The 17,377-nt window shown below is 44.2% G+C and carries 19 protein-coding genes and 1 pseudogene; 5 read left to right on the top strand and 15 right to left on the bottom strand.

The genetic code is table 11. From position 1 onward, the window contains the following. Nucleotides 1-198: 198 nt before the first annotated feature. Nucleotides 199-2,268, bottom strand: a complete 2,070-nt coding sequence (locus KAI37_RS11305) for a bifunctional aldolase/short-chain dehydrogenase (RefSeq protein WP_220031274.1) — start codon at nucleotides 2,266-2,268, stop codon at nucleotides 199-201. Between the two features lie 263 nt (nucleotides 2,269-2,531). Then, on the bottom strand, nucleotides 2,532-3,545 hold the full coding sequence (locus KAI37_RS11300) for an LLM class flavin-dependent oxidoreductase (protein WP_071640789.1): 1,014 nt from the start codon (nucleotides 3,543-3,545) through the stop codon (nucleotides 2,532-2,534). A 238-nt stretch (nucleotides 3,546-3,783) separates the two neighbouring features. Between KAI37_RS11300 and KAI37_RS11295 the strand changes: the two genes are divergently transcribed. The 4 genes and pseudogenes from KAI37_RS11295 to KAI37_RS11280 form a co-directional block, all read left to right on the top strand. Then, complete coding sequence (locus KAI37_RS11295; protein WP_071640787.1) at nucleotides 3,784-4,266, top strand: RrF2 family transcriptional regulator; 483 nt, start codon at nucleotides 3,784-3,786, stop codon at nucleotides 4,264-4,266. 31 nt (nucleotides 4,267-4,297) lie between these two features. Further along, nucleotides 4,298-5,179: an Hsp33 family molecular chaperone HslO gene (hslO, locus tag KAI37_RS11290; RefSeq protein WP_071640785.1), complete on the top strand. Its 882-nt coding sequence runs from the start codon at nucleotides 4,298-4,300 to the stop codon at nucleotides 5,177-5,179. Nucleotides 5,180-5,336: 157 nt separating this feature from the next. After that, entirely contained in the window at nucleotides 5,337-6,170 is an 834-nt protein-coding gene (locus KAI37_RS11285) for a class I SAM-dependent methyltransferase (protein ID WP_071640783.1), read from the top strand. 52 nt (nucleotides 6,171-6,222) lie between these two features. Continuing rightward, a pseudogene (locus KAI37_RS11280) lies at nucleotides 6,223-6,474 on the top strand (IS1380 family transposase); the annotation flags it as partial. Between the two features lie 49 nt (nucleotides 6,475-6,523). Here KAI37_RS11280 and KAI37_RS11275 read toward each other — a convergent pair. From KAI37_RS11275 to KAI37_RS11255, 6 genes are all read right to left on the bottom strand, one after another. After that, entirely contained in the window at nucleotides 6,524-6,838 is a 315-nt protein-coding gene (locus tag KAI37_RS11275) for an ABC transporter permease (protein WP_199767841.1), read from the bottom strand. Continuing rightward, a complete protein-coding gene (locus KAI37_RS26680) occupies nucleotides 6,838-7,074 on the bottom strand; it encodes a hypothetical protein (RefSeq protein WP_305954436.1) in 237 nt (78 codons plus the stop codon). Before KAI37_RS26680 ends, KAI37_RS11275 begins: the two co-directional genes overlap by 1 nt. A gap of 2 nt (nucleotides 7,075-7,076) precedes the next feature. Further along, on the bottom strand, nucleotides 7,077-7,856 hold the full coding sequence (locus KAI37_RS11270; RefSeq protein WP_305954437.1) for an ABC transporter ATP-binding protein: 780 nt from the start codon (nucleotides 7,854-7,856) through the stop codon (nucleotides 7,077-7,079). Between the two features lie 20 nt (nucleotides 7,857-7,876). Continuing rightward, nucleotides 7,877-9,058, bottom strand: a complete 1,182-nt coding sequence (locus KAI37_RS11265; RefSeq protein WP_071640781.1) for an alpha/beta hydrolase family protein — start codon at nucleotides 9,056-9,058, stop codon at nucleotides 7,877-7,879. Nucleotides 9,059-9,279: 221 nt separating this feature from the next. Beyond that, entirely contained in the window at nucleotides 9,280-10,335 is a 1,056-nt protein-coding gene (locus KAI37_RS11260; RefSeq protein WP_071640779.1) for a HAMP domain-containing sensor histidine kinase, read from the bottom strand. Between the two features lies 1 nt (nucleotide 10,336). Next, the gene (locus KAI37_RS11255) at nucleotides 10,337-11,032 is read right to left on the bottom strand and encodes a response regulator transcription factor (protein ID WP_071640777.1); all 696 of its coding nucleotides are present in this window, start codon (nucleotides 11,030-11,032) and stop codon (nucleotides 10,337-10,339) included. Between the two features lie 537 nt (nucleotides 11,033-11,569). On the opposite strand from KAI37_RS11255, the gene KAI37_RS11250 reads away from it, so the two are divergent. Then, entirely contained in the window at nucleotides 11,570-12,439 is an 870-nt protein-coding gene (locus tag KAI37_RS11250) for an aminoglycoside 6-adenylyltransferase (protein ID WP_220031273.1), read from the top strand. 49 nt (nucleotides 12,440-12,488) lie between these two features. On the opposite strand, the gene KAI37_RS11245 is transcribed toward KAI37_RS11250, so the two are convergent. The 7 genes from KAI37_RS11245 to KAI37_RS11215 form a co-directional block, all read right to left on the bottom strand. Then, nucleotides 12,489-14,357, bottom strand: a complete 1,869-nt coding sequence (locus KAI37_RS11245; protein ID WP_220031272.1) for an alpha/beta fold hydrolase — start codon at nucleotides 14,355-14,357, stop codon at nucleotides 12,489-12,491. Nucleotides 14,358-14,417: 60 nt separating this feature from the next. Beyond that, a complete protein-coding gene (locus KAI37_RS11240; protein WP_233901864.1) occupies nucleotides 14,418-14,999 on the bottom strand; it encodes a TetR/AcrR family transcriptional regulator in 582 nt (193 codons plus the stop codon). 66 nt (nucleotides 15,000-15,065) lie between these two features. Next, nucleotides 15,066-15,410: a cupin domain-containing protein gene (locus tag KAI37_RS11235; protein ID WP_220031271.1), complete on the bottom strand. Its 345-nt coding sequence runs from the start codon at nucleotides 15,408-15,410 to the stop codon at nucleotides 15,066-15,068. Between the two features lie 122 nt (nucleotides 15,411-15,532). Then, nucleotides 15,533-15,868 (bottom strand): YolD-like family protein, encoded by a 336-nt coding sequence (locus KAI37_RS11230; protein WP_013310132.1) that lies wholly within the window; start codon nucleotides 15,866-15,868, stop codon nucleotides 15,533-15,535. A 12-nt stretch (nucleotides 15,869-15,880) separates the two neighbouring features. Beyond that, nucleotides 15,881-16,075, bottom strand: coding sequence for a hypothetical protein (locus KAI37_RS11225; RefSeq protein ID WP_013310131.1), 195 nt, complete (start codon nucleotides 16,073-16,075; stop codon nucleotides 15,881-15,883). Nucleotides 16,076-16,179: 104 nt separating this feature from the next. Continuing rightward, on the bottom strand, nucleotides 16,180-16,668 hold the full coding sequence (locus tag KAI37_RS11220) for a hypothetical protein (RefSeq protein WP_104495525.1): 489 nt from the start codon (nucleotides 16,666-16,668) through the stop codon (nucleotides 16,180-16,182). Between the two features lie 85 nt (nucleotides 16,669-16,753). Then, entirely contained in the window at nucleotides 16,754-17,116 is a 363-nt protein-coding gene (locus KAI37_RS11215) for a response regulator (RefSeq protein ID WP_104495524.1), read from the bottom strand. Nucleotides 17,117-17,377 lie beyond the last annotated feature (261 nt).

Genomic DNA, 17,377 nt, shown 5'->3' with positions numbered 1-17,377 from the left:
TATATAAAAGGATGCAAACACGTAAATAAGCATTGTTACTTATTTACGTGTTCTCAACTAATTAATAAGCCCTTCGAAACTATCGTCATGTGGCTTAGATTAGTGTAATAGATTAGTACATTAAATTAGTTCGTTATAATCCTAAGTGTTGAGCCGTTGAAATGAGTCTATCGCATACATAGGTTCATTTTAATTCGGCTAGCGCGTAAATGCTGCGGGGACACCACCGTCGATGGTCAGCATACAACCTGTCGTTTTCTCAGCCTTGGATGAGGCGAAAAAGGCAATGCCCTCGGCAATATCCTGCGGGTAAATGTTGACCAGCAGCGTCGTACGTTTGCGGTAATGTTCCTCCAGCTGGTCGGGCTCGATCCCGTAGGCGGCAGCGCGCTCGTTGCGCCAATTGGAGTTCCAGATTGCCGAGCCTTGCAGAATGGCATCCGGCAAAATGGTGTTCACACGGATACCATATTCACCGCCTTCTGCGGCAATACAACGGGCTAAATGCGCTTCCAGCGCCTTGACCGAGCTGTAGGCTGTTACATTTTTTCCTGCGTAGACCGAGTTTTTGGAGCCGACGAACACCATGCTGCCGCCAAGTATCTGCTCCTTCATGAGCTTGAACGCTTCTCGTGCAACCAGAAAATAACCCGTTCCCAGCACATTCACATTTAAATTCCATTCCTTTAACGATGTTTCATCGAACGGACTGGATGTAGCAAGCCCTGCATTGTTGACGATGATATCTACACCGCCATAGGTCAATGCCGTTTCTGCATAGGCAGCCTGAATTTGCTCCTCCTGCGTCACATCCATTTTTACGGCGATGGCACGGTTTTCTCCGTAGCTGCTATTTATCTCTGCGGCTACCTTTTGCGCGCCTTCCAGATTCAGATCTGCTAGTACGACATGTGCGCCTTCATCCACCAAACGACGTGCGGTTGCACTGCCAATTCCGCCTGCACCGCCTGTAATGAACGCGATTTTACGGGAAAATTCAGCTTCTGCTGGCGCGAGTGACAGCTTATAAAGCTCCAGCGGCCAATATTCCACGTTATATGACTCGTTCTCACTGAGCGAAACAAACTCTCCTAACGTCGTTGCCCCTCGCATAACAGCGATAGCCCGATGGTACAGAGCACCGCTCACCTGCGCATTGCTCCAGCTTTTACCTGTGTTGATCATACCGACACCCGGAATCAAAATTACACGTGGCGCAGCCTCAAACATAACATCTCCTTCAAGCCGATTGCGCTCGAAGTAAACTTGATACTGCTCCTTATAGGCTGCTATACCCTCGGCAAGCTTAACTTTCAAGCCCTCTACATCCTCCACATCCGGTGTCCAATCTACATAGAGTGGCTTCATCTTGGTATGGACCAGATGATCCGGGCACGCAGCCCCGACCTGGGATAAAGCAGCAGAATCCCGGCCGTTCACAAACTCCAACACATCCTCCGCGTCATCAAAGGTTAAAATCATCTTTTTCTCATCACTGACCGCTCCCCGAACCGACGGCATAACTCGAGATGCAATGCTACGGCGCTCTTCATAAGTAAGCGCTTTATATTTTGTGCCTCCAAATGCCTGCTTTTCCTCTTGACGAGCTTTAATATAGCTTTCTGCTTCTTGAATGATTTCGATTGTTTTCGCATAAGCCGCTTCGGATGTCTCTCCCCACGTAACCAGACCATGCTTTTCCATCAATACCAATTCAGCTTGTGGATGATCGAGTACACCTTCGGCAATCATCTTCGATAGCTTAAATCCAGGACGGATATAAGGCACCCATACAAAACGGTCACCGAAAATTTCCTTAGCGATTTCCTTGCCGTTGTGCGCACAGCACAAGCTAATAATCGCGTCCGGGTGTGTATGATCCACATGTCTAAAAGGCAGAAAAGCATGCAATAGCGTCTCAATTGAAGCCCGTGGATGCTTGGCATCTATCATACAGTTCGCCAAATATGCCACCATATCCTCGTCAGACATATCTTCCCTTTCAAATAAAGGACGAATATCCTCCATACGAAGACCAGTGAAGTTATGCGCTTTCATTGTTGCGAGATCGGAACCGCTGCCCTTGACGTACATCACTTCTACTTCACGCCCGCGAAAATCTGGTATCGTCGTTTTGGCCGAAGTGTTACCGCCTCCCCAGTTGCACACACTCCTATCTGTGCCAATCAGGTTAGAACGGTATACGAGCTGTTCCAGCGTGCTTTTCTGCTCAGATGCGTGTGAAGAAATCCACAGACTTTGTACCATAGGAAAAAGACCTCCAAGTTTATTTTTAGTTTTGAAAGGCTTTATTACAGTGGTTATTCTTTGTTTATGGAGACTATAACACTTTTGTTTTGATTTGAAAATAAGTAATACAAAAATAATCAAAAATAAATTTTAATTTTTACCCATCTATAAAACGGATATATTCATTGTAAAACGATCATTTCCACGCAGAAAATAAAGGCCGTGTCAGAATCGGTTATAAAAACCTTTCTGGCACAGCCTCATTTGTTTAACTTATCTAATTAACCAACTATACGCATCACTTTGGCTAGCAGCTCGTACGAGCGCAGGCGCGCCTGATGGTCATATACCTGAGAGGTTGTAATCAGCTCATTGGCTCTCGTCTGGTCGGTTATCCAATCCATCTTTTGCTTGACAGTGTCAGGGCTGCCGATGGCTGAATACCCCAGCATATTACCACGAACCGCCTCCTTTTCCTGCTCACTCCAGAGCTTCTCCATGTCATCAACTGGTGGCTTCAGTCCTCCGCTGTGCCCGCGCAGCACATTTAGAAACTGTTGTTCTTGTGATGTAAAGAGCCATTTTGCTTCCTCATCAGAATCTGCAACAAGCACATTAACACCGACCATCACATATGGCTTATCCAGTGCTTTGGATGGCCGAAAATTGCGATGATACAACTCTAAAGCCTGTAACAAATGAGCCGGGGCAAAGTGGCTGGCGAACGCGAATGGCAACCCAAGCTGACCTGCCAGCTGTGCGCTGAATCCGCTTGATCCCAGTAACCAGATGGGAATGTCCAGCCCCTCTCCAGGAATCGCTCTTACTCCCGGAACAGCTCCGTTTAGCGCTGGATTCAGGTAAGAACGCAGCTCATTCAATTGCTCGGGAAAATCTTCCCCAGTACTGTGAAGCCCTCGCCGCAGTGCCCTCATCGCGGGTTGATCCGTGCCTGGAGCCCGACCAAGTCCCAGATCAATTCGTCCCGGATAGAGCGACTCTAACGTTCCAAACTGCTCCGCAATCATGAGTGGAGCATGGTTAGCCAGCATAATGCCGCCTGAACCGACCCGAATCTTGTTTGTATGTGCAGCTACATGCCCGATGATCACGGACGTAGCCGCACTGGCTACCGCCTGCATGTTATGATGCTCCGTTAGCCAGTACCGATGGTACCCCCATTGTTCAGCATGCTGGGCAAGATCCACCGTGTCGCGGAAGGAATCGGCAGGAGTGCCGCCTTCAATGACAGGTGCAAGATCTAATATAGATAGTGCAACGTTACGCGTAGTCATTATATATCAACCCCTGTCAAAATATTTTTTTATGAATTTTCCTCAACGCCTTAATTCTTTGACCCATCAATTGATACGTCAATTATGATAATGTGTCCCGTTATAAATTGCAAATGATTTAAATTTTTAGTTTTTATCAAAAAACAGTTTACTTTTATGATAAGCTCATCTATTATGCAATATATGTGGATAATGTTTATCCATGTTAGCCTAGTTATAAATATTGAGGTGATTGCTAGTGCATATGAAAACAGGTGTCGAACAATCTGTCTACGCTCTTCTTCTACTCACGATGCTGCCGGACAAAGCCGTTTTACCTGGTGAGGCCATCAGCCAGCAGTTAGGTGCTTCACCTACTTATTTTCATAAACTGTTACGAAAATTGGTTAGCTCCGATTTGATTACTTCTGTACCTGGTGTCAAGGGCGGGTTCAAATTAAAGAAAAAACCTGAGGATATACGGGTATTTGATATTTATCTGGCGATCGAGGGACAACAGACTCTCTATTCTTCCAGCGGTATATACAACGATATGCTTGAATTAAAGAAAGACGATCAGTGTTGTTTACTGGCAAATTTGATGGAAGAAGCGGAAGCCTCCTGGAAGGCCGTTCTGAAAAGAGAAACCATCGCGTCACTATCCGCTGACTTTTTTAAAGAAGGATATGATGACAAAATTACTTCTTTGGAGAACTGGATTCAGGAAAAAATGGTCTTGTAAAGAACTCTAATTAACAGAAAGGAATATGAACATGAACGATTATTTAGTAAAAGCTCTTGCCTACAACAATCAGGTGCGGGCTTATGCCGTGAGAACAACGGAAACGGTAAGTGAAGCCCAACGGCGTCATTATACCTGGCCCACAGCATCGGCTGCATTGGGACGTTCTATGACGGTCGGCGTCATGCTGGGAGCCATGCTTAAAGATGAGGATAAACTGACGATCAGAATCAACGGTGGCGGACCTATCGGCACCATTCTTGTCGATACCAACTCCAAAGGTGAAGTTAGAGGTTATGTAAAAAATCCACAAACCCATTTTGAGCTTAATCAGATAGGGAAATTGGATGTAGCCAGAGCTGTAGGAACAGATGGAGCGCTAATTATATCCAAAGATATCGGCTTAAAACACCCGTTTGTTGGACAGGTCCCTCTCATATCGGGTGAACTGGGCGAGGACTTCACATCTTATCTCGTCCAATCCGAACAAATTCCTTCTTCTGTAGGAGCGGGAGTCATTGTTAACCCAGATAACTCTATACAGGCGGCTGGAGGTTTTATTATTCAGCTGATGCCAGATACACCAGAAGAGGTTATCAGTTTTATCGAGAGACGTATTGAGAGCATTCCAAGCATCTCCGCAATGGTCATGGAAGGTCTTACACCAGAGCAGATTCTGGGTCAGATTTTAGGAGAAAGCAACATGAACATACTGGAAACCATGCCTGTACAATTTCATTGTCCCTGCTCAGAAGAGCGCGTTACCAATGCCATTATCAGCTTAGGGAATAAGGAAATAGAAGATATGATCCATACCGATGGACAGGCTGAAGCTCATTGCCACTTTTGTAACGCACACTACCATCTTACCAAAGAAGATCTCGAAGGCATGCTGGAAACAAACATCATTTAAATATGGGCTGTTCCCAAAAAGTAGGTTTAGCTACTGGGGAACAGCTTTTTTTCTTTCCCAATGCTTCCGATGGTTTCTTAATCCTAAACACGGTAGACTTGTTCATGATGTAAGTGATAATGTTATATTATTCCAATCACTTGAGATGAGGTGCGCTATGCTCGAAAAAGATACGCATGAAATTCTGGCTTATTATGATGGCGGTGCAGAAATAGGCAGGTTAGAGCGAGGAATCGGAAAAATAGAACTGGAAAGATCAAAAGAAATCATTTCACGTTATCTCAGGGAGTCTACTCATGTTATTTACGATATCGGCGGCGGTGTAGGGGTCTACTCTTCGTGGCTGGCGGAGCTGGGATACGAAGTTCATCTATTTGATCTATCTTCCCAAGCCATTGAATTCGCTCGTCAGCAGCAACTGAATAAACCCATCATCAGCAAGCTGGAAACCGCGGATGCCAGAAATCTTGATCGTAAAGATGAAAGCGCGGACATCGTGCTATTAATGGGACCTTTATATCATTTAACGGAACAGAAGGAACGAGTAAAAGCACTGCAAGAAGCGGCGCGTGTCTTAAAAAAAGGTGGAACGCTGATTACTTCAGCTATTTCCAGGTTTGGCTCGCTACTGTGGGGACTATCAGTGTACGGTGAGTGCAATACCATTGTGGAGGAAGATGCGTTCATGGATATGGTCAGACAGGAGCTAACAGATGGTCAGCATGTGCGCCCTGCTGCTTATCCCTCTTTTCTCACACGCTCCTACTTCCATACACCGGATGCCTTGCGCACAGACTGGCAGGCGGCTGGATTACCGGAACCTCGTGTATTGGGCGTGGAAGGTCCCGTCTGGATTGCACCCGGATTTGAAGAGAAGTGGGCGGTTCCTTCCCAGCGCAGCCGTTTGCTAGATATATCACGGCAGGTCGAAGAGCAGGAATCCGTAATCGGTATGAGCCCACATATGCTCGCAGTTGGTACCAAGTCTTGAAGCTCAGCACCTCTACAATTACGGAGAGATATAGCCTATGAGAAGACGTATCTGGATACTGGGCTGTGAGCGACTGTTTCATTTTCGCAGATGGCAAAAGGACTCTCTACTCCAACGTTTTCTTGGGGGGCGCTGTCCACACCACTCGCTTCTGTACAAGGAACTGGATCGGCTGGGAAAAACGAATCCTAATGTACGAAGGGAACTCCGGCAAGTGAACCTCGAAGTGATCCGGCCTTGTCTGTCCTCCAAGCTCATTCTCGATTTGGATTCGACCGTGGAGACGGTCTACGGCAATCAGGACTAAGCGGCGAAAGGCGAGAATGCCTATAAGCCGGGGCGCAAAAGCTACATTACAAGAAATTTGGACAGTACAATTTTCGATCTGGAAACGGGCTTTGCAGCAAATCTTTAATTGTTTTATCCGAAAACTCTCGTCCAAATACCCATGCCGCGATAAAGGTGTACCCGATAAGTCCCAGCGGGGCAAGACTATCAAGCAATTCGGTTAAATACATTTTCCAATTGATGCCGCCGGCGTCACTGGATAAAATAATTCCGACTCCCATCATGATTGGCCCAAATGCAAAAATAAGAAATACCAACCAAAACACATCGGCGCAGATAATCTTGCGAATCTCACAATGTAAGACAGAAAAAATATTCATTATATATTCCCCCTTGTCATACCAATTGTGCGGAGAAAATATCCTTCCAAATCCTCCGTAATCACTCGAAGCAATGTTGGCGGTTGATTGGATTTAACCAGCAGTTCGGCCAGTCGTTCAGGACTATCCGCTGCGTGGTCATCGGTTAGTTTAATATAGCCGTCTATTGTCTCCTCAAATTCATATCCATGCTCTTCAAGCACCTCCTTTAAGGCATGTTTGTCGCGGCCATTCACCACTAAGTTTTCTGTAACGATTGCTCCAGCTTATCCATTGCGACTTCTTTAACAAGATGGCCATTGTGAATAATCCCAATGCGTGTGGAAACTTTCGAGAGTTCTTCTAACAGATGGCTGGATATGAAAACAGTTACGCCGAAATTTTTCGCTAGGCTATATAACATATTCCACATCTCCGCCACGCCTGCGGGATCGAGGCCATTTATCGGCTCATCTAATATTAGAATTTCCGGATTGTGAATCATTGCTTTCGCAAGTCGCAGGCGCTGTTTGTTTCCTAAAGAAAGATTCTTTGCCTTCTTCTGTTTGTGCAGCTCAAGCCCCAACTTATAGATAACCCGATTTACGGAATCTTTGTCAGGCACCCTTTGCATGCGTCGTGCTATGTCAAGATTTTCAACTACAGTTAAATCGGGATAAAAAGTAGCCTCCTCCAAATATCCAACCTTGTCCCATAATTTATAGTTTCCGGCATCGACCTTTTCACCTAACATATAGAGCTTGCCGGAGGTTGGCATGAGCATCGCCAAGAGCATCTTTATGGTCGTTGTCTTTCCAGCGCCATTCAGTCCCAAAAATCCAAATATCTCTCCTCGGCTCACCTCCAGCGAAAGATTGTTCAATGCGATATAGTCGCCAAATTTTTTGTGCACTCCCTCAATTTGTATGGCGGGCGTTCTTCCATTTTTTCCTTTGATAAAATACTCATAGCTTTCAACTCCTCCATAAAGAGAGAGCTTATTCAGGATTCTAAGTACGACACTCCTGAACAAGCTCAATCAGAAATTTTTCAATAAATCTACTTTATGATGTCCTGGCAATCGCTTAAGCGAGGCGAGGCTGGCCCAAGCCCAATTGAGCAGAGCCAATTCAGCGCTACCTCATGCAGCACGTTGATGTTGTCTACCTGACAGTGTTCTAATCCGCCAAGTCGTCTATCCTCTATCGGGTAGAACGTCTTGTTTTTCGAACCCGCTTGCTCGTAATTCTTCAAGGCTTGTGTCAGCGGATTTGGCTGAACCAATATCTCTTCCGCTCCGTGCATTACAAGAAGCGGACATTCTATCTGGTGGAGCACGCCCTCAAGATCATAGGCAAAACGCGGATTCCCCGCAAAATCCTCCAAGCTTTTTGCCCCCAGAATTCTCATGCCGTGTGCGGCCAGACTCGGCGGCATCCATTTAAGCATGGCATCCCAGTCGAAGGCGTGCGTACCGCCGTCGGAGATGACGGCAGCAATCCTGTGATCGAACGAAGCGAATCGCAGCGAGTCGTAAGCCGCAAAACTCTCCCCGTGCACGATAATCTTATCGGGATCGACTTCAGGCCGCGTTAGAAGAAAGTCGATTGCTCGGGAATGGAAAGCCTCACTGTCCGCTCGTCTTCCTTTTCCCTTTTCGTACAGCGAGAGGCCGGTGCCAGGCTGGTCATAGACCAGAAAGTTATATCCACACGAAATAAAAGCGGGACCTAGCCAGAAATAGTTTTCAATTGACCACTCGTCGCCACCGTTGAGAGCAAAAAGGGTCGGCTTCGGACCTTTTATCCAGGAAGGGGAGAAGAAGTAACCATCCAACTTGACATCTTCGTAATCGACTTGGATCTTCTCCGGTTGGACATCGAAGTACTTTCCGGCAGCTTCGAAGAGTTCATTTACTTTCTTAAATACACGGATTTTCTCGGTGTCATCATCCATCACCGCATATTCCGCAATTCTGTAGTAATTGCAGGCACGAATGTAGCAGTTTCGTGCTGTATACCAGTTTCCAGCCGTTTCGGCCTCCTTGCCGTGTCTTTCCAATGCCTGAGCCGTTATGAGCCATTCCCTGTGCCACGTGTCCTTGTCATCGGGGTCGATTTTTTTGCAGGCCTCGTAGATCTCGGTGACGTCCGTAGCACCGAGGCTTGCCATACCCAAAGCTTTGGTGACTTGGTATGACATCATGTAGTTATTGGGCCAACGGCTGAACTCAATTGACATTGCAACATCCTCCTTTTCCAGTTCTAGTGATTGTAGTTTTTTTACTACAAGTAATTTTTACAACACAAAGATAAAGCTTCTTTAAAAGAAAAATAAATGTTTATAAAGAGAATATAAAAAACTATAAACCGCTGAAAAAACAAAAAAGGCTGCTGCCTGGGTGTTCACACCTGGCAGCAGCCTTTAACTCCTGTAGTAAAAGAAAATGTGCAAAAATAAAATCAGTGTTGTGCGGCCAAGGGAAGGCTGAATCTTATCCCCAAACCGCCATATTCGGAAGGGTAGGCGCAAATTTCGCCCCTATGATGTTCAATAATGGATTTACAGCTTGCAAGACCCAGACCCAGCCCGCCCTTTTGGATTTGCCGCGATTTATCCACAGTGAAAAATTTGAGGAACAGAGAAGATATATCCTTATCCGGCACTCCAATTCCATTATCCTCGATTTGAAAAAAGGCATACTGTCCTAGCGGGTATCCGGTCATATACACTTTCAGTTTATTTTTCCCTCCATATCTTACAGCATTGCTAAAGAGGTTGCCGAAAACCCGACGGATCATCGGTTCATTGACCATCAGCAATATATTTTCCGTGAATGAATGGCGGCAAGTAAGCTCGTTGTCAAGTCCCGCCAACTCATACTCATATTCAAGGGCAATGTTTTCAAATAATTTTGATGCTTTTACAGGTTTAGCTACCATAGATTCCAACTCCAGTTTTTCTTTGGTGAAGCTGGAGAAATCATTGATGAGTTCGACCATATATCCTGACTTCTTTTGAATCAAATCATAATATTCCTGCTTTTCAGTTTCTGGTAAATCCTTGTGTGTAGCCAGCAGTTCAGTAAAACCATTAATAGATGTCAAGGGTGTTTTCAAGTCGTGGGCAATTGCCGCGATCATATCGATCTGCTCTTTGTGCGCGAGTTGAAGCCGATGCTCCATCTTATTGAAGTGCTTATAAAGTTCTCCGATCTCATCATTACTTCTCAAAGCTAGCGGAGGCAGTGGATGTACAATATTTACTTCTTCAAGCCTGGTATTCAGAAGCTGAATGGGTTTCTCTATGCAAAAATGAATATAGATAATCAGAATAATAAATATGAAACAGGCAATTGCAAATATGGGCAGGAGCAATGCTATATATCGCGAGTCCAGCAATGAACTGCGTATAGGGGAATATACTGCAAAGACAAGCTTCAGATACATTCCAATCGAAAACATGAATATTATAAACATCAGCAGGAACAAAAGAGGAAGCTTTATTTTCAGTTTCATACTATTGCTCTCTTTCCGTGTATTTATATCCTATGCCCCATATTGTTTTAATAAAGTCATACTCAGGACCAAGTTTCTTACGGATATTTTTTATATGAACTGTTACGGTATTTATTTCTCCGTATTCGTCTCCCCAGACGTTTTCATATATCTGCTCACGAGTCAATACATGATTGGGGTGGCGCATGAGGATAGACAGAATCTGAAATTCCTTCGTTGATAAGTCGAGCTTCCTGCTATTCAGAAATGCTTCAAACGTCTTATCGTTCAAAATGAGCGGAGCATCCGCCTTTTCGTTACTGGGACTAAGTTCATCCCACTCTTTAAAAAGCCTGTCCACTTTTCTGAAGTGAGCCTTTATCCTGGAGACAAGCTCCTGAATACTGAAAGGTTTGGTCATGTAATCGTCTGCTCCTATTTCGAGCCCGACGATTTTATCAATGTCCTTATCACGCGCACTTAAAAACAGAATTGGGACATTATAAGAAATTCGGATACTTCTGCAGACATCAAGTCCATCCATATCAGGCATCACTATATCAAGAACGATGAAATCAATGTGATTATCTTCCAATGCAGATAAGGCTTCTTTCCCGGAACATGCCGAAATTATTGCAAATTGCTCGTACCTTAAACTCTTTGTGATGAGTTTTACGATTTCTTCATCGTCGTCTACAACTAATATCGTTTTTGGCATCTTTATACCTCCCAACCTCTTTAAATGGACTGCATTTATAACACAAGAGCCGCATGGACTCGAATTGACAAAAAAAGTCGCGCTCAAAGCGCCTCTCCAGTTCTGGATATTTCTCCTTTGGATGCCAGTTGAGGTAATAGGATTTCTTGAAGCAGCATGTTGATTTCTTTTAAAAAGGCTTTATTATCCGGACTTCCTATAAAAATAAGATTCCGCGAGTTCCATTCCTTGAATCATGTGATGAGCACACATCTGTCTGATTTGCCTTCCATAAGCCTGTCTGTACTTGATGCCTCGATTCATTATGGATAAAACATACAATTCGGTCAAGTGTGCTTTTGGTAATGAAGAAGGCCTCGGCAGCACAATTGAATGGCTTCTGTGTATAGGCTATTGTAAGGATAGGATATTTTCCCCATATAAAAGAACTTGCAGGAGGTTGTTTTCCTTGATGATCCTTGAGCTAGTGGCCATTATTTCTATTGCTCCCTTGTCCACGTTTTTCTCCTTTAGATACCGTTTGTGGAGACAACTATTATGAGAAGTGAACATGAAATGCTTCATACCATTCTCCATTTTGCTCAAGAGGACGAACGGGTACGTGCCGTGATTCTGAATGGTTCACGCGCCAATCCACATGCTCCACGGGACATTTTTCAGGATTATGATATCGTCTTTCTCGTATCCTCCATGGACAGCTTTATTCAGGAACGTCGCTGGATCAACCATTTTGGTGAATTGATCATTATGCAGACGCCCGATGAGCATATGGAACCTACTCCGATGCCCCGTGATCGCTTTGCTTTTCTCATGTTATTTACGGACGGCAATCGCATAGATCTTACACTCTACCCTGCGAATAACATCGCCAATTGGACCCGAGACAGCTTAAGTGTACTGCTGCTGGATAAAGACAGACTTGTGGAGCCTTTCCCACCGCCAAGTCTTCAAGATTATAAGACGATACCTCCAACTGCCCAAGTCTATGCGAATTCCTGCAACGAGTTCTGGTGGGTCAGTACTTATGTGGCTAAGGGATTATGGCGACAGGAGCTGCCCTATGCCAAATTTATGCTGGATCGGCCTGTGAGAGATACGCTTCACTTGATGCTGGAATGGCATATTGGTATACGAACAGACTTCGCGGCAGATCCGGGTAAACAGGGAAAATATTTCGAGAACCACCTTGAGCCTGGACTTTGGACGCTCTACATCCAAACATTTGCGGATGCAGATTATGAACATATGTGGCAGTCTCTTTTTATCATGGGTAATTTATTTAGAGAAGTGGCCCTCGAGGTGGCGAACCATTATGGTTACAAATATCCGACTCTGGACGATCAACGTGTTACAAACTATATCTATCACGTAAAAGCTCTCCCAGCAGATGCTAAGAACATTTATTGATAAAAAACCAGTCTGCACTTGATTTATATGTGCTAGGCTGGTTTTATTTTTATACACTAACGTTATTCTGTCCTATGTGCTGCTTTAGATATTGCGCTGTTCGTTCCGGTTGCGAGATCGGAAAATGATGAGTTGCCGGAATATTCAGCGTATGCAGGTCATGAAATGGCTCGGGCAACTTATAGATCTGATCCTTCACACCCCATAGAATCGAAACCTCCTCTTTATACATTCTTTCGGATATCTCAGGGAGCGACTGGAAGCTATCGGACTTCGTTAGCATGGCTAGGGCTTGCGCAGTCGTCTTTCTTACGCGTGGGGAACGCATTTCTTCAAGAACATACGTGACGTATGCTGACGGGATATCGTCGATACTTTCAAAACAAGTCTGCGCAAGCAATTGCTTGCGTAAGCCTGACTCGCTGAGTCTGCCTAGCATACTCTCCGTAATTCGTGCGCTCCGATATCTGCGCGGAGCAGTATGCAATACAGGCTGCAATAGGTGTAAGCTACTGATACGCTCAGGTACGCGTTCCCATACCTTAGCAGCTAGTAGTCCGCCGAACGAATGACCTACGAGACAGATCGGCGTTTCCAAAGCCTGAATAGCCTGCACTAACGATTCAATGTGGCCTTCTAGTACATCCTCCTTATGATGGTATGGGGAACGGCCAAAACCGGGAAGATCCACCAAGCAAACAGAGGATTCCGGAAATTGATTTGCCAGCGGTATCAAACAATCTGCCCCGCTGAAAGTACCATGAACTAATACGATCGTTGGATTTCCATTCTTCACCCTTCGCTCCAGTGTAGCTAATGGCCCACGTCTGTTGCGGACATATCCATCTGTATCTATGGTGGAATGAGCAATCCTGAAATCAAGATCAGTAATGACAAATGGGAACACGCTTTTGTTCATCGCCTGTGACAACCCGTATTTACGTTGAATCTCTCGTGCTGCGTCCAGTGGGTAGTCCACATCCACGATAAAATCAAGTGATTCCTTCGGAATACCTAACTTTTTGCCCAGAGGAGTACCCAGTATACTGGTTAGCCAAGCTGGCGAAATCGAACCGAGCGGTTTACGTACACGAAGCTCCTTCGCCATATTCGTTCCCAGCTCTATCATCGTTGGACTCTGCTGCCTGTCATCCATCAAGTAGTATGTTTCACTAGCAGGATGTGATTCCTTCGTAAGAACACTGATCAATTCGGCTGCATGATCTACATGGACCAAGGGAAGCCAATGAGATTTTCCGCCGGGGACAAGTCCCATAAGCTTGCGCGCTGTAGAACCTACGAGAATGCCTAGCCCACCAGTTTGGGGCGTATCCCCAGACTCTGAGTCACCCATGACAACGCTCAAATGGACAACCGAAAGCGGAAATCCTTCCTTGTGTGCTCCTTGACGGATACGCAAATCAGCCAAAAATTTCATCCGTTCATATGGAGGTGCCTGTTCCAAATGAGCGACGACCGGCTCGGGAGTAAGCCAGTTATGATCATTAAAAGGGCTTTTGTACCCAACCAAATGAATAAAATGTCGTAATCCTTTGCTCGCATGAATATGTGTAGCCAACGTTATCATTTCTTCTGCCGCTTGTAGAAAAGCTGCTCTCGCATCCTCCTCTCCCAGCAGAATATCCATCGGACCTCCTGCGTGAATTATCACATCTGCTGTCTCCACGAGTTGCCTGTCAGCAGGATTTAATCCTAGAGCAGGTATACTCAAATTGCCAATAACCGGTGTTAATTTCCCGGTATGCCACGCTGTCTCCAAATCCATTTGCCTGCATATTTGTTCCCACTTCTGCTGCGAACGAACCAGGACGGTAATAGTGTGTTCCTCCTTGGAAAGTTGTCGTAACGTATGCATGCCGATAAACCCTGTGCCGCCCGTGATAAAGATATGTGCCATATAGGAAACCTGCCTTTTTTAATTTTTAGTACTTCCTAGTACTAATAAAGATTAAAAAAATCACTTTAGCAGAAGTGCTAAAGTAAATTTTAAATTTTCGAGTATGCTCGGGTCCTGGCTTGCATGCTGCAGAAAGAGCGCACCTTCAATGGCCGAGACGATGAATTGGGCTGTCGACCTCGCAGGAAGTTCAGCCTGAATCTCTAATCTTTCCCTTCCCTCGTTCAGCAATATTTCTACGGTAGTGATTTGGCTTTGGAAGAACTGGCTTATTTTATTCCGAAACAAGGCGCTATCATGAGGCATTTGCGTATAAAGAGTAATAAAGGGACAGCCTCCCAAACAATCTGTCTCTTGCTCTGTCAGCAATTGAAGAAGGATTTCAAAACGTTCCTGAACAGACTGATCCTTACGCGAAACAACTTCATAAATCATCTCATTATACGTTTGAATCAGTTGATCCAGAATGGCCGAAAGTAGCTCTTCTTTACTTTTAAAATAATAGTAAATGTTCGTTTTGGACACATTGCTCACAGCCACAATTTCATCCATACTTGTTGCATGATATCCTTGGGTAAGAAACAATGAGGTGGCGATGCGCAGAACAACATCCCGATTCGTGATTTTATTTTTTTTCATCATATTTAGCACTATACGGTACTAAAAAAGACTTGTCAACCTTCGCTGGAACATGTCTGCTCCAAAATATTATTTTTCGGTCAGAACCCGGTCACCTCTGCTCGCAGGCTGAGAAATAACCAAAAATTCAACATCCTGATTCGTTTCATTAAACATTTGATGAGGTATCATAGGAGGAACCTCACACCCTTCCTGAGATCCTAATTGGATTCGTTCACCATCCACTTCAAGTACCGCTGTACCTGATAAAATAAAGAAAAATTGGCGAGCATGATGATGATAATGTCTGACCTCATGTGTATTTCCGGGCATCCGCTCATGAATAATGCTCAAATCATTATTTTTCACCAAGCGCCAACCATCACATTGATCTCCCCATATATAATGTTCAGCATTATTTTTGCTTATTTTCATATTGAACTCCTCCTTTTGCAATTACAGTTTTATTTTAAATATGGATTCATAGAGCTACAATCTTAATTTTAAAAAAACGGCGGGACAAATGTAAAAAACACTCCGACTTAGTCAGACTGTTTTTAAATATCCGCCTCGATAATTTCCTCCAACTTTATCCAGCTAAAATCCTCTTCCCCACGGGATAGCTTCACTTCTCGCCGACTTGTGTTAATTACTGTGACCAGTCCACGCAGCTCCTCATCATCAAATGGATTGAACACTTTTAGCGTAATAGGCTTACGTTCGTTATAGGATACGATAATGGCCTGTTCAATCTGCTGCATTTCCTGATCGTCCAGTGCTGGCTTGCCGCGCCTTCCTTGCTCCTTCATCAGTCTTAAATATGCCTCTCGATGCTCAGGCAAAATCATGCGCGAGCTTTCCCATATACCATTTCCTTCAAGCTTTTTCCCCATCGTAAGCCCCTCCTATGCTGTTCTGGTTACCGGATGCCATGCCAATACATGATCTAATCGAAAAACACGTGGCTGGCCTGTCTGTAAACAGGTGGCTCGTATCAAGCCATTCTGCACACGATGCACCTCGATACGCCGATGAGACAGTTTGCCCTTCCGATCCAAATACACGATTTCCACGATCTGCCCCACGTATTTTTCCAACATGATCCTTCACTCCTTATCAGAACGTTTGTTTGTATTATATGCGAACATGCGTTTGATTATCAATGTAAAAAAATCCCCTGAGGGATTTGACTCTCTCAAGGGAATTAAAATTCATAGGTGGATAGCTTAATATCTTCTTTATTCAAATCTTTCAGCGGATAGACAGGGCCATTCCAATAAGTCAGAATATCAAGCGGCTCATTAGTACCATGTTCTTTTAAAGAAAGAGATAATTCAAGTAATAAATGTGGAAGTTGATAAGAGCTTGTTAAAAACTGATAATCCTCTGGACTTTCACAGTCTTCTGCTCGATAGAACACAAAATATCCCTCGGTATGATCCCCAATGAGTACAATATAGCGAGCAAGAAACATAATTTCGCCATTGGCAAAAGGAATGGAATGTGTCGAAGCAGAGATCAAATCGGTCTCTAATCCCTCAATACGAAGAGTGAGTTCATTGTTAAGAGCATCCATTCTTTCCCTTTGTTCGCTGACGAGGTGTTCATAATTTACAGGGACAAGCCCTCCATTCTTGATCGTAGTGATCAGTTCGTCTATAAATACTTTTTGAGACAACACTCGATTGCTCATCCTATTCATCTCCATATTCGTGAAAATAAGCATGGAATTCTCGCTTTAACATGTTCAATATTTATGTATTAAAAATCTTGATTCATTAACTCCCCAGCATTTTTGTGACTGCATTCACGACCCTTTCCATCTCAAATGGCTTCACAATAAAGTCTTTTGCACCTGCTTGAAATGATTTTATAATCGCTTCCTGCTGCCCCAGAGCAGAACACATTAAAATGTTGGCTTTAGGATCAAACTCTACAATCTTTTTAACAGCCTCGAGCCCGTCCATCTTAGGCATATTAATATCCATCGTAATTAAATCGGGACGAAAGTGTGCGTATTTCAGAACCGCATCATACCCATTTTCTGCTTCCGCAATAACAGCGTGACCTAAATCCAAAAGAATATCCTTAAGCACAGAACGCATAAATAAAGAGTCATCCACTACTATAACTGTTGCCAAGTTAACCTCTCCAATCCGTTGTCAAATGATATGCACGCCCAAACTTCAATATCGGTGAATAAACTAGTAATATTAATAGAAAGAATCTGTAAAAATAAAAACGCTACCAATGAATTATAAAAGAAATTTGAAACTAGCTACTACAGAAGTAGTTTTCAAAAAAACGTTTCATAATGACGTAAATCATTTTTGAAAAGCAAATTACAAAGGACTATATATCTACTGTATCTAGAGCACTAGCCATACAAGCACAATCTTCTT

This window comes from Paenibacillus sp. S25 (genome assembly GCF_019454085.1).
GTDB lineage: Bacteria > Bacillota > Bacilli > Paenibacillales > Paenibacillaceae > Paenibacillus > Paenibacillus polymyxa_B.
The sequence above is the reverse complement of the archived record's forward strand: the minus strand, read 5'-3'. Positions and strand labels throughout refer to the sequence as shown.